This is a genomic window from Bifidobacterium sp. (assembly GCF_022640935.1).
GTDB lineage: Bacteria > Actinomycetota > Actinomycetes > Actinomycetales > Bifidobacteriaceae > Bifidobacterium.
The window spans coordinates 1-13261 of record NZ_JALCCV010000044.1 but is presented as its reverse complement, the minus strand read 5'-3'; the positions used below and the strand labels follow the sequence as shown (position 1 = coordinate 13261).

7 protein-coding genes and 1 pseudogene are annotated in these 13261 nt (G+C 60.3%); 5 read left to right on the top strand and 3 right to left on the bottom strand.

Going from position 1 to position 13261, the window contains the following annotated elements; all coding sequences use genetic code 11:
* A pseudogene (locus tag LKG04_RS08320) lies at positions 1–336 on the top strand (TraX family protein); the annotation flags it as partial.
* Positions 337–387: 51 nt separating this feature from the next.
* Here LKG04_RS08320 and LKG04_RS08315 read toward each other — a convergent pair.
* On the bottom strand, positions 388–1425 hold the full coding sequence (locus LKG04_RS08315; protein ID WP_291761287.1) for a LacI family DNA-binding transcriptional regulator: 1038 nt from the start codon (positions 1423–1425) through the stop codon (positions 388–390).
* 438 nt (positions 1426–1863) lie between these two features.
* Here LKG04_RS08315 and LKG04_RS08310 point away from each other — a divergent pair, with 438 nt between their 5' ends.
* Positions 1864–4359 (top strand): glycoside hydrolase family 31 protein, encoded by a 2496-nt coding sequence (locus LKG04_RS08310; RefSeq protein ID WP_291761289.1) that lies wholly within the window; start codon positions 1864–1866, stop codon positions 4357–4359.
* A gap of 156 nt (positions 4360–4515) precedes the next feature.
* Here LKG04_RS08310 and LKG04_RS08305 read toward each other — a convergent pair whose 3' ends face one another.
* The gene (locus tag LKG04_RS08305) at positions 4516–5715 is read right to left on the bottom strand and encodes a LacI family DNA-binding transcriptional regulator (RefSeq protein ID WP_434734850.1); all 1200 of its coding nucleotides are present in this window, start codon (positions 5713–5715) and stop codon (positions 4516–4518) included.
* 417 nt (positions 5716–6132) lie between these two features.
* Between LKG04_RS08305 and LKG04_RS08300 the strand changes: the two genes are divergently transcribed.
* The 3 genes from LKG04_RS08300 (at position 6133) to ilvA (ending at position 11997) form a co-directional block, all read left to right on the top strand.
* Positions 6133–7965: a glycoside hydrolase family 13 protein gene (locus tag LKG04_RS08300; protein ID WP_291761291.1), complete on the top strand. Its 1833-nt coding sequence runs from the start codon at positions 6133–6135 to the stop codon at positions 7963–7965.
* Positions 7966–8228: 263 nt separating this feature from the next.
* The gene (gene otsB, locus LKG04_RS08295; RefSeq protein WP_291761293.1) at positions 8229–10622 is read left to right on the top strand and encodes a trehalose-phosphatase; all 2394 of its coding nucleotides are present in this window, start codon (positions 8229–8231) and stop codon (positions 10620–10622) included.
* A gap of 109 nt (positions 10623–10731) precedes the next feature.
* Positions 10732–11997: a threonine ammonia-lyase gene (ilvA, locus tag LKG04_RS08290; protein WP_291761295.1), complete on the top strand. Its 1266-nt coding sequence runs from the start codon at positions 10732–10734 to the stop codon at positions 11995–11997.
* 5 nt (positions 11998–12002) lie between these two features.
* Here the strand turns inward: ilvA and LKG04_RS08285 are convergent, their stop codons facing one another.
* Positions 12003–12773, bottom strand: a complete 771-nt coding sequence (locus tag LKG04_RS08285; protein WP_291763775.1) for a Sir2 family NAD-dependent protein deacetylase — start codon at positions 12771–12773, stop codon at positions 12003–12005.
* Between the last annotated feature and the right edge of the window lie 488 nt (positions 12774–13261).

Below are 13261 nucleotides of genomic sequence, written 5' to 3'. Positions count from 1 at the left end.
ACGATCGTGCGCCGCTCCCTTGTCGTGCTGGTGCTGCTCATGGGTGTGGCCTGGATGGTGCTGGGCCATGTCGGCCTGCGCCAGCAGATCATGAACGAGGGGGCGCTGATCCTGCTTGCAGCTGTCATTTTCTTCATGTTTCCGCGTCATGAGAATACGGTGATGATGGGCGTGGGCGCAATCGGCGCGCTGTTCTGCCTCACGCCGGCCTTCGGGGTCGCGGTGCTGCATTATCGCAATGGCGAACTCGGCTACGCCAAGCCGGACAAGCCATGGCTGCAATGGGTATTCTATGCGTTATATCCGCTGATGCTGCTGGTTTTCGCGCTGGTGTAGCAATTCGTGCAATGCATGTTCCGGGTGCCGCAGCGGCGCTCTGCCGCCACCTTAGTCGCGATAAACGGCATCGGTTCCGCGCAGAATCAGCTCAGGTCTTACGATTTCGTGTAGCGCGGCAGGTGATTTGCCAGCTGCAGGCTCGCCATTGATGAGCTGCAAGGCTTTCTGCGCGGCGGTCCTGCCCATGCCCTGCGGATTTTGCCGAATGGTTGTGAGGCCGATCGTGTCGGCATATGGGCTGTCGTCGAAGCCGACGATCGAGTAGTCCTGCGGCGTGCGATGCCCGTAGTGCGCGAGTTTGAGCACCAGCGGGATGGCCATCATATCCATCTGGCAGCAGATTGCGTCGGGAAATTGCGCCAAACCGAGTAGCGCGGCCAGCGCGGAATCGGCGAAGTCCCGCCCGCGCGGCACGGCCAGCACCTGCCAGTCGAGTTGCCGGGACTGTTCGGCGGATCTGCAAGCTCGAATGAAGCCGCGCTCGCGGGCGTCAATGCTTGAATCGATCGATTCAGCGGGCTTCGAGCACGTGTATACGATGTGCCGATGACCGAGATTGATCAGGTGCTGGGTCGCGGCGGACATGCCTTCTTCATCGTCGATGCTGACCGAAGCGTCGAATCCGGCGGTGTCAGGCGTGTTGATGCCTATGATTGGCACATGGATACGCCGCAATTGCTCGGTCTCATGGCTGTCGATGGCAAATGACGCCACGAATACCGCATCGACGTTGCGCCGCACAGGCAGGTTGGTAAAGAAGTCCTGCCTGCTTTGCGCGGTGTCTATGTGTTCGAACAGCGAGATATCGTAGCCGGCCTCGTGCATCACGGCATTGATGCCGGCGAAGACCTGCGTGTTGAACCAGCTGGTGATCTCCTCGTTCATGAGCAGCGCCACGCGATAGCTTTGCCCGGATTTGAGCGCTGTGGCAGAGCGTGAGATGTTGAAATCAAGCTGGTCGGCGGTCTGCAGCACCTTGGCGCGGGTCTTGTCCGAGACCAGCTCCGGACGCGTGAACGCACGCGAAACCGTGGAAATGGACACTCCTGCGGCTTTCGCCACTTCGCGAATAGAAGCCTTGTTCATCACGTTTCCTTGTGCATGGTTTTCGGTGCGCAGACGTCGCCATGACCAACGTCCTATAGCATGGTAACAGCTATTGCAGAACTTTTGCACACGTTGTCAGCAAATGTCCAGGAATGCAGTCTAATTTTCGTCAGATATGCGCTGCACCGATATGCACGTCTCTGTGGAATGGACTATTGAGCGCTGGGATCATAGGATTTTCGCCTAAATCTGACAGGCAGACGCCAATATGCGTATCAGGTATTGCCATCGTTTGCATTATTCGTGGCATCAACACACAAAACAACACAGCGCCCGTTTGTCGCGCAACCTGAGGCCCCATAGACATGCGGGAGGCCTGAAATATCCGAGAGAGCGGCCTAGAATGACAACGGCTGACGCGAAGCAGCCGCTAGTCGTTATACGTGCAGTCGCCGCAAGGCCACAAGGAGCATCGCAATGTCGCATTTTCCGCAGCTTGACACCCATCCAGGCATGAATCCAGAATCGGTGATCCAGGGCGACCACTGGCGCATCGGCGTGCTCTCCGAGTCACTCATTCGTCTGGAGTGGCAGGATGACGGAATTTTCGAGGATCATGCCACGCAGATGGTGGTGAATCGCGATTGGGGAGCCAAGCCGAAATTTACACATACCGTGCGCGCCGGCCGGCTTGTGCTCGATACCCCTGCGTTGCGCCTGAGCTACGATATGGGGCCTTTCAGCAAAGAGGGCTTGAGCGTCGTCATCAAAGGCGAGAATTCGAATCGGAACACGTGGAATTACGGAGAGGAGCAAGATGGCAATCTGCGCGGCACGGCGCGCACGCTTGATGAAACGAACGGCCCGACGCCGCTCGGCCTAGGCATACTCTCGCGCGATGGCTGGGCGGTCCTGGACGATTCAGCGTCCAATATCCTGGCCGAAGCCGAGCAGATCAATGGCGGGCACAATCCCTTCGGCACTTGGGTCATGCCGCGTCCGAACGCGGGTCATGACCTGTACATATTCGGCTATGCGCACCGCTATATCGAGGCAATACGCGACTTCTACCAGCTGACCGGCCCCACGCCACTGCTGCCCAGATTCGCGCTGGGCAATTGGTGGAGTCGTTATCATCGCTACACCGAGCGCGAATACCTGCAGCTGGTCGAGCGTTTCGAGCACGAAGGGCTGCCATTCACCACGGCCGTGATCGACATGGACTGGCATTTGGTCGATGCCGTTGATCCGAAATACGGTTCGGGCTGGACCGGCTACACATGGAATCGTTCCTTCTTCCCCGATCCCAAGCGCTTTCTTGACGCGCTGCATCGGCACGGGCTGAAAGTCACGCCGAATGTGCACCCCCGCGACGGCATCCGCGCCTTCGAAGATGGATACGCGCAAGCCGCACAGCAGATGGGCATCGACCCGGCGAGCGAGGAGCCGATCGAATTCGACCTGACCAGTCCGAAATTCATGAAAACCTATTTCGACCTGCATCACCGACTTGAAGATGAAGGCATCGACTTCTGGTGGCTTGACTGGCAGCAGGGCGGCGTGACGCGGCAGAAGGGCTTGGATCCGCTATGGATGCTTAACCATCTGCATTATTTGGACTCCGGGCGCGCTGGCCGCTGGCCGCTGACTTTCTCGCGCTACGCTGGGCCGGGATCGCACCGCTACCCGGTGGGCTTCTCGGGCGACACCGTGGTGAGCTGGGAGTCGCTGCGCTTCCAGCCGTACTTCACCGCTACGGCCAGTAATATCGGCTATGGCTGGTGGAGCCACGACATCGGCGGCCATATGTTCGGCTATCGAGACGAGGAGCTGGAGGCCCGCTGGTATCAGTTGGGCGTGTTCAGTCCGATCAATCGGCTGCATTCCACCGATTCGGCGTTCAATGGCAAGGAGCCGTGGAACTTCCGCGCTGAAGTGCGCGACTCGATGGCTGCATCGCTGCGGCTGCGGCACGAGTTGATCCCGTACCTGTACACGATGAACTGGCGCGCGGCGGGCGAGGGACGCCCGATCGTCGAACCGATGTACTGGCAGGCACCCGATAATGAGTCGGCCTACGAGGTGGCGAACGAGTTCCGCTTCGGCACCGAGCTCGTAGTGGCGCCGATCACCGAGCCAATCGACCGCGATGTGCAGCTCGCCAAGACGGACGTTTGGCTGCCGCAGGGCACGTGGTTCGACTTCTTCGCCGGACGGCGCTATGAGGCACCGGACGCCGAAGGCCGCAAGCTCGAGATCTGGCGGCCGCTCGCGGGCATGCCCGTTTTCGCAAAAGCCGGCGGCATCGTGCCTATGCAGCCGCTTGACAAGGCCAATGGGCCGGTTAACTCGATCAAAAACCCGACGCATGTGCGCGTGATTGCATTCGCCGGGGCCGATGGGGCGTTCACACTCATCGAGGACGACGGGAGCCGAGGCCTTGAATCCGCTGTGGCGACGACCGAACTGACCCTGCACTGGGTTGCCGGCAGCTCCGCGACCTTCACGATTGGGCCGGTGCAAGGTGAAACAGGCACTGACGGTTCCGTGGTGCCTGAGCGGCGCTCGTGGACCATTGTGATGCGCGGCGTAGAGCCGGCCACTGTTTTGGCCCATGCCGGCGGCAACGATATCGAGGTCACGACTTCATATGACAAGCGCACACTGAGCCTGAACATAGAAATTCCCGAGGTTCCGGCCGCTTCCACCGTGGAAATTCTCTTCGACGGCGAACTGGCGCTCGCGCACGACACCAGTGTCGACGACGCATTCCAGGTGCTCTACAACGCGCAGATCGACTACCTGACCAAAGACAAGGCCGACCGGCTTGTGCGTTCTTCGGGCGCCTCGGCGCTCAATGCACTGCACACTCTGGAACAGCCCGCCAATGGTGAACAACCGCATGATCTCTTTGTCTCCCATATGCCTGAATCAGTGATCCGGGCCATCGCCGAGCAGCTGTTGCGTGTGTGACAGCGGGTCGGCGCCCGCTGCCTTCCCTTTTTCGGATTTCCCGTTTCCCGCGAAATCATTGTTTTCAACCCGATATGAAGCCGTAAAACATTAATTCCAAGGGAAAATTCGGGTGCAGGCCACCCAGACCATAACGAATTAGCGGCTTTGGACCCGCTAGCTGCGCGTGGTTTCGCCGACCCGCAGCTGTACTGGCACCAGCTTGTCCAATGGACGCGTTTCCGGATCCAGCGCGCCCGCAGCCGAATCGCAAGGCGAAGCGGCGGCGCCAACGTCAGTATCGGTTGCGTCATCCGTGTTTGTTGTGTCGGTGCCTGCCGCAGCCATATTCTCCGCCTCCGTAGCCGTCTGGGCTTGCGCGCCTCTGCGGATCTCCGTGATGATGCGTTCGCTGGTCAGCTGCGCGAGCGTCATGAAATCCTGGCGCACGGCGGTGATCCTCATACCGGCGGCCTCGGCGAGATAGGAGTCGTCGTACGCGATGACCTGCAGCTGCCCGGGGATGCGCACGCCCAGTCTCAGCGCTTCTTGGATGCAGTAAGCGGCACTGACATCGGAACCCACGATGGCATCGACATCGCCGAGATGTTCGAAGATCTCGTGTGCGATGCGCGGATAGCGTTGCAGATCGTACACTTCGCCGACTTCCACATAGTCATGGCGTATCCGCGCCCTATTCAACTCGTGCTCGAGGGTCAGATAGTACCGGATGGTCGGGAAAGTCGTGTTTAAAGCCTTTGTGTAGCTGCCAGCGCAGTTGCCGCTGCCGCCCGAAGGAGCACTGACCATAAGATCATGGAATTGGCTTCGCGGTCCTCCGATGCACACGACATGCCGTGCTCCCGTGCGCATGAGCTGCTCGGCGATGAGCCGGCCACCTTGGACGTGATCCGAACCGATTGAAGGTATGCCCTCGCCTAAGTAGCGGTCGAAGGCCACGATCGGACGCCCGATTGAGGTCCAATAGCCTGGTGCGTGCGAAGTATGCGCGGCCATGACGATGCCGTCCATCATATGCCGCTGCAGCATATCGACGTATTCGGCCTCTCCGGTCTCGGAATCCGCCTGTGAGCATACGAGCGTGCGGTAGCCGCGCCCAGCCAGCGCATGCTGCAGCGCAGCCGTCAGCATTGAGAAGAAAGGGTGGACTATGGTCGGCACGATAACGCCGATCAGGCCGGTGCGGTCGTGATAGAAATTGCGTGCGAGCTCGTTGGGCACGTAGTCGAGCCGACGCATGGCGTCCTCCACGCGTTCGCGCATATAGGCGGACACGTATCCGGTGCTGTTGACGACCAAGGAGACCGTGCTCAGCGATACCCCCGCAGCCTTGGCCACATCTCGCATCCCGACCATTCGCGCAACCTTTCGTCCTGATATCAATGTCGCAGCGGCATCCGGCCGCCCGCGCCCTTGCCGTGCACATTCGTTCTTGCCATGTACCGTTTCGAGTCTACTCAACTGCATCTAGGCGCGCGTCGCATCGGAAATCAGAGCAGGTCGGCTGATACAATCACCTGCGGAACGACTATGGCGCTGATGCAGTGCGAGGCCTGCGGGCTTCGCGTCGAACCGCTCAGTAGCACCATATAACAAGACGCCGGCGTCTTCCTCGGCATCACGGGCAGGGGCGGCGAACCGGTGGTTCGAGTGGTGCTGCAGGCCAAGGCGGTACGACTCGCGCATCAACAAGGTTCTGAATTGGGGGTTTCCCGATACAGGGCCCGCAATGCGGGGCTTCCACGAGAGTGTTTTTAGGAAAGGAAATACATCATGGTCACATCCCAGCGAGCAGCGGTCCCCGACGGCGTGCGCACGAACGGTGCCACGCCCAATCCGTGGTGGAGCAACGCAGTGGTCTACCAGATCTATCCGCGTAGTTTCCAAGACACGAACGGCGACGGCTACGGCGACATCAACGGCATCATCAGCAGGCTTGATTATCTGGCGGGTCTGGGCGTGGATGTGCTCTGGCTGAGCCCGGTCTACAAGTCGCCGCAGAACGACAACGGCTACGACATCTCCGACTATCAGGATATCGACCCGATGTTCGGTTCGTTGGATGATATGGACAGGCTTATCGCGCAGGCACATAGGCGAGGTCTGAAAATCGTCATGGACTTGGTCGTCAACCACACTTCCGACGAGCATGCTTGGTTTCAGGCCAGCCGAAACCGCGCGGATGAGCACGCCGACTGGTACTGGTGGCGGCCGGCTAAGCCGGGGTTCGCTCCTGGCGCTCCTGGCGCCGAGCCGAATCAGTGGGGATCGTACTTTGGCGGTTCCGCATGGCAGTTCGACCCTCAGCGCGGCGAATACTACTTCCACCAGTTCTCGCCCAAGCAGCCGGATCTCAACTGGGAGAATCCTCAGGTGCGCCACGCGGTCTATGCCATGATGAATTGGTGGATGGATCGTGGCATCGACGGTTTCCGCATGGACGTCATCGTGCTGATCTCCAAGTTTTTGGACCCGGCTGGCAAATTGCCCGGCGAGGCGGGCTCTCAGCTCGCCGACGGTCCAGTGCTCGCCGAAGGCTATAGCAACCCGCAGCCCTTCTGCTGCGACGGTCCGCACCTAGACGAGTATCTCGCCGAGATGCGCCACGCGGTGTTCGAAGGCCGCGAGGGATATCTCACCGTCGGCGAGGCGCCGGGCGTCACCGCGCAGCGCAACGCCTTCATCACCGATCCGGCGAACAAGGAACTGGACATGGTCTTCCTCTTCGACCACGTCGGCATCGACCAGAACGGTTCGAAATGGAATATCGAACCCTTTGAGCCAGCCAAGCTGCGTGCGGTAATGACCGGCCAACAGGACGCGGTGCGCGACAAGGGCTGGGCCAGCCTGTACTTCAACAATCACGATCAGCCTCGCGTGGTGTCGCGTTGGGGTGACGACTCGACCGAGGAGCTGCGCTCACGTTCGGCCAAGGCGCTGGGGCTGGTGCTGCATATGCATCGCGGTACGCCGTACGTGTATGAGGGCGAAGAGCTGGGCATGACCAACGCCGGCTTTACCGAGCTGAGCCAGTATCGCGACCTCGAATCGATCAACTTCTACCATGAACTGGTGGAGGACGCCAAGCTGATGACCCCGCAGGCCATGCTTCATGCGATCGCAGTGATGGGTCGCGACAACGCCCGCACTCCCATGCAGTGGGACGATTCGCGCTACGCGGGCTTCACCGCGCCAGACGCACCGACCGAGCCATGGCTCGCTGTCAATGCGAACCATGCCAGCATCAATGCGGCTGCGGAAGTCAGGGATCCGGATTCCGTTTACAATTTCTACAAGCGGCTGATCGCATTGCGCCACACGCAGCCGGTGATTTCAGCCGGGCGTTGGGATGTCATTGATGCCGACGACCCGTCAGTCTACGCTTTCACGCGCACCGTCGAAGGCGAAGGCGGTGAACAGGTGCTGGTCGTGGCGAATCTTACTTCGCAGTCAGCGAACATCCCCACGCATAGCGCCTCGCTGCTGGCTGCGGGCTTCGCTGTGGAGCAGATGCTGATCGGCACGGTATCGCGCAGTATAATTGCCGATTCTGTCCGCAACGGTGTACTCGTACCGTGGGAGGCCTTCGTCTATCGGTTGCACTGAAGCTGCGTTGGCAATGCGTCGGACGGGAGTTGGACGCCAGCTGAAAACATGCGGCATTCTGCTTTCTGCATGATCGGTGTGATATAGCTGGACACTAATACGGATGCAGGCGGGACCCTCCCGTCGCGTCCGCCAGCGGGGGTTGCCGCATATACGCTGCATGCAACGCGGTGGTATGGTGTGTCGGAAGAGCGTTGCGGGGCAATGCTTCGGACGCCATACCACCGTGGCACTCCTCATGCCGGCGGGGAACGGAGAGTATCATGCCACGTTTGATCATCATATCCAATCGACTGCCGATGTCATTGGAAGAGCAGCCCGACGGCTCGTTTTCAATGAAGCAGAATGTCGGCGGTCTGGCCACAGCAATCGGCCCGTACCATCGGTCGCATCACGACTGCCTGTGGGTCGGCTGGAGCGGCGAGGACCCGGCTGACCACACGGACGAAGAAATCGAAGCCATGCGGTCCACCTACAAGAAGAACCGTTGCATCCCGCTGTTCCTGAGCGGCGAGCAGGTCGCCGGCTTCTATGCAGGCTTCTCCAACAACACCCTGTGGCCGCTGCTGCACGATTTTTCGCATGAAGCCGTATTCGACCCCAATACGTGGGAGACATACCAGCAGGTCAATCAACTGTTTGCCGACGCCCTCGCCCCGCTCATTCGCAAAGGCGACACCGTCTGGGTGCAGGACTACCACCTGATGCTGCTGCCTGCCCTGCTGCGTGGCCGCTTCGATAATATTTCGATCGGCTGGTTCCTGCATGTGCCCTTCCCCAGCCCAGAGATATTCCGGTCGCTGCCGCAAAGCCGCGACATTCTCAAAGGCGTGCTCGGAGCCGATCTCCTGGGCTTCCATACCGTGGACTTCGTCCAGAACTTCAAATCGTGCGTGCGCCAGCTGCTGGGCTACGAGATGGATGACTCCGGGCATATCACCGCCGAAGATGGCCACACGGCCACTGTCGACGCGTTCCCGATCGGCATCGACTACAATCTCTACCGCCGCACAACCAGGACAAGCCTGGCACGGGCCATGCGCCGCGGCATTGAAGAGCAGAGCGGCAAGCGGCCAGGACGCCGTTACAACACCTCGTTGAGCGCGGAAGGCTCCGCCGCCGCCGAGGCTGCCACCAAAAGCGGTTCGTGGTGGAGCCACCACGTGCACGAGGAACTGCCCGAGCTCACGCTGGCGCAGTCAGCGTTGTCCGGCAAAAACAGCAAGCCGAATAAGGTCGTCGTCTCCGTCGATCGGCTCGACTACACGAAGGGCCTGCCTGAGCGGCTGCGCGCCTTCGAACGGCTGCTGGAGAAATACCCTGAATGGACAGGACATGTGACCTATTATCTGCTGGCCACGCCTTCTCGCGGGGATGTTGAGACGTACCGCAAGCTCAAGGAGGAAGTCGACAGGTTGGTCGGCAGGATCAATGGCCGTTTCTCCTTGCTCGCTTGGACGCCGATCCACTACATCACACGCTCGTTGCCGATCAAACCGGTCTGCGGCATCTACGCCGCAGGCGATGTGGCGCTCGTGACCCCGCTGCGCGACGGCATGAATCTCGTCGCCAAGGAGTATCTCGCTTGCCATGACGGCCGCGATGGGGCGCTGGTGCTCTCCGACATGTGCGGCGCGGTCAAGGAGCTTACCGAGGCGTTCATCGTGAATCCATACGATATCGAGATGACTTGCGAGGCGTTGCACGATGCCTTGGAGATCAGTCCTGAAGAGTCGACCCGACGCAATCGCGCGATGCAGGCACGCATCAAGGCGCGCACCGCCGGCACGTGGTGCGCCGGGTTCCTGGATGCTCTGCGCCAAGTCTCTGATCCGGGGCTGAGCGATAAGCGGCTACGCATGGATCAGCGCAATGTGCTGCTCGCCCAATGGGCTAAGGCCAATCGCAAACTGCTGTTGTGCGACTACGACGGCACGCTCACTCCGCTGGTGCGCGACCCGAATCACGCCAAGCCGACGCTTGAGCTGCGGGCGCTGCTCAGCCGCATCGGCACCGAGCCGGGCGTGGATCTCGTGATCGTATCAGGCCGCAGCCACACGACCATGGAGCAATGGTTCGGCGAGCTGCCGGTAAGTCTTGTGGCCGAACACGGCGCCTGGCGCAGCGACTACGACTCGAATGGCCGCATATGGGCCCGCGCCGAGAACATCCCCGATGCCAAGCAGTGGCAGCCTGCGATCGAAGAGCTGATGAAGCAATCCGTCGACCGTGTGCCGAGATCGTTCATCGAGCATAAGGCTGATGCACTTGCTTGGCATTATCGCACCAGCAACCAGCGTTCAGCCCAGCTCGAGCGCAAACAGCTGTTGCATGATCTGCGTGAGGTATGCACGGGGTTGGGCCTGATGGTCATGGAGAACTCGAAGGTCGTCGAGGTCTGCCCGCTCACGACGAGCAAAGGCCGCGCGATCAGCTCGTGGGTGGCGGGCGGCGACTACGACTTCATGCTTGCTGTCGGCGATGACACCACTGACGAGACGATGTTCGCCGCGATGCCGGAAGATTCATGGACCCTTAAAGTCGGATCGGGCATGACCAAGGCCCGCTCCCGCATCGTGGGCGCGGCCGCCTTGCATCGCCTGTTCGGCTACCTGATCGCCGAATCCGAGGCGGGCAAGGCCGAGAAGGGCAAATAGACCGGGTTTCGGCTCTCATTTTTCATTCGCACTCCGCCACGGCCGAAATGCGCGAGCTGAATGTGGAATACGGCATCGCCGCGGCGTGCATATACGCAATAATGGTCCTATGAACAATGACGAGGTCCAGCGGTGTTTGGCGCGCGACCACGCGGCCGAGCTGCGCAAGGCCGTTGATCGGCTCAAAGGCACGGCCAAACACACGCCTATCATCGATTCGCCGACGCTCTCGGGCATGATTGGGCACCGCGTGCTGCTGAAACCCGAGAATCTGCAAGTCACCGGATCATTCAAAATCCGCGGCGCCTACAACAAGATCGCCTCGCTTTCGCAGGCCGAGCTTGACCATGGCATCGTGACCGCCTCCGCCGGCAATCACGCGCAAGGCGTGGCCTACGCCGCCCGTGAGCGCGGCGCCGCGGCTACCATCGTGATGCCGCGTACCACGCCGCCGCTCAAAGTAGATGCGACGAAGGCATATGGCGCCGACGTGGTGCTGCATGGCGATGTCTTCGACGATGCGGCAGCGTATGCGGCCCGATTGAGCCGTGATGATGCCATGGTGTTCGTGCCGCCTTTCGATGACTACGAGGTGTTGTGCGGTCAAGGCACCATCGGTATGGAGATCCTGCATGACGTGCCCGACGTCACTGATATCATCGTGCCGTTGGGCGGCGGCGGGTTGGGCGCTGGGGTGGCGCTGGCGATCAAGACCTTCCGCCCGCAGGTGCGCGTCATCGGCGCGGTGCCCGAGGGATCGCCCGCCTTCCCGGATTCCTTCACGGCTGGCTATGTCGTTGCTGCGGGACGGGTGGTGACATCCGCCGAAGGCGTTGCGGTCAAACGTCCGGGCGATCTGACCTTCGCGCTGCTCAACGAGCTGCTGGATGAATTGGTGACGGTCAGTGAACGTGACATCAACGAAATGATCCTGCTCATGCTCGAGAAGCACAAATTTGTCGTCGAGGCCGCCGGCGCGGTGTCCCTTGCCGCGCTCGAGCACCTCGGCCCGCGCTCGCAGGCTTTCGCCTCGGCCCAAGGTGCCCACGTCATTGTGCCGATCCTCTCCGGAGGCAACATCGATACGGTCACCATGGGCGCCGTCATTCAGAAGGGGATGATCGCCCGCGGCCGCATCATGAATTTCGAGGTCGAGCTGCCGGATGTCCCCGGTCAGCTAGTCAAGGTGGCGACCGTGCTGGCCGATGTGCACGCCAACGTGATCGCCCTGGATCATGACCAGTTCAGGGCGTCAGGCCATTATGCGAATGCCGTGTCGTTGGGCGTCACCGTGGAGACAAATGGTCCCGATCACATCGATGCGGTCATCGAGGCCTTGCACGCAGCCGGGTTCCAGCCCAAGCGTATTTACTGAGTCCCTTAGCTCTCCGCCGCATCCCCATAGCGTGCGATGGTTTCTTCCACAAGTGCGGGCAGCGCCTCTGCGATATCGTCGTGAATCAGGCGGGTCGCCAAACGGTCGTATTGCGTGTGCCCCATATTCATGATGGTGATTGGCACACCGGCCTGCGCAGCCACTGGCACGAGCGAAGCAGCGGGAAACACTTCCAGCGTGGAGCCGATGACCCAGAATTCGTCGGCGCGCGCCGCCTCGTGCATTGAGCGCTCCATGGCGCCGTCGGGCAGCGCTTCGCCGAAATAGACGACGTCGGTTTTGATAATGCCGTTGCAGGGCATATTCCCCTGATACGGCAGTTTGCGATGGCAACGGGGATCGGGCTCTTCGTCCAGTCGGTCCATAATTGGCGCGGTATCGTAGCGGGCGTGGCACCTCATGCAGTGCGAAGTGGCGATGGTGCCGTGCAGATTAACGATCACCTTGTCGCTGTTGCCAGCCTTCTCATGCAGCCCGTCGAAGTTCTGCGTCGCAAGGAGATCCAGCATGCCCGCGCGTTCGAGCTTGGCTAGCGCCTTATGTGCCGTGCCTGGCTGCGCTCCCCAGACAGGCGACTCCTTCTGCCAGCGCCAAGAGTATTCGCGCTGCTCCTTATCGCCAAGGAACGCATCAATGTCGTACACGTTCATCTGCTCCGGATGCTTGGTCCAGACTCCCTGGGGCCCCCGGAAGTCGGGGATGCCCGCCGAAGTCGAAATGCCGGCGCCTGTCAACACCGCAATATGTATAGCCATGCCACAGGCTTATCACGAAGTCCGCTGTGCCGCCAACAACAGTTCCGCCAACATCTCGCGCCGGGCAAGACCGCTTTTCGCTTCTGCCCTGCAGAACGGAAAGATAATGCAATACCTCTATACAGCGTTATGAACAAGACCGCGGCACGTCGATGGGCCAACACGCCCGAAGAGGCAATACGCAGGAAATATTTTCGTGATGCACAGAGTTCTACACTGATAATAATGCCGAAGTAGACGATTTCCGACACGCCGCGAGAACCTTGCTATTGCAATGGATATCGGCTTTTCACCGACCCTTGATTTGCATGGTGAACGCTTGTCGTGTAAGTTAATCCCTTGCTGCCTGACAGCGACAAGGAATCTTCGAGATTGCTTGGTTGCTTGTTGGTGTGGTGGTGGTTTGAGAACTCAAGAGCGTGTTTTGTACTACTTTATTTTTGTCAGATTTTTGTTGTGATTGCCAGTCCGATGCCTGCCTGCGTGTG

What these genes read in the sequence shown, in the direction of transcription:
- LKG04_RS08315 (WP_291761287.1), bottom strand. Translation starts at nt 1,425, where the DNA reads ATGAACAAGGCTTCTATTCGCGAAGTGGCGAAAGCCGCAGGAGTGTCC.
- LKG04_RS08310 (WP_291761289.1), top strand. Translation starts at nt 1,864, where the DNA reads ATGTCGCATTTTCCGCAGCTTGACACCCATCCAGGCATGAATCCAGAA.
- LKG04_RS08305 (WP_434734850.1), bottom strand. Translation starts at nt 5,715, where the DNA reads ATGGTCGGGATGCGAGATGTGGCCAAGGCTGCGGGGGTATCGCTGAGC.
- LKG04_RS08300 (WP_291761291.1), top strand. Translation starts at nt 6,133, where the DNA reads ATGGTCACATCCCAGCGAGCAGCGGTCCCCGACGGCGTGCGCACGAAC.
- otsB (WP_291761293.1), top strand. Translation starts at nt 8,229, where the DNA reads ATGCCACGTTTGATCATCATATCCAATCGACTGCCGATGTCATTGGAA.
- ilvA (WP_291761295.1), top strand. Translation starts at nt 10,732, where the DNA reads ATGAACAATGACGAGGTCCAGCGGTGTTTGGCGCGCGACCACGCGGCC.
- LKG04_RS08285 (WP_291763775.1), bottom strand. Translation starts at nt 12,773, where the DNA reads ATGGCTATACATATTGCGGTGTTGACAGGCGCCGGCATTTCGACTTCG.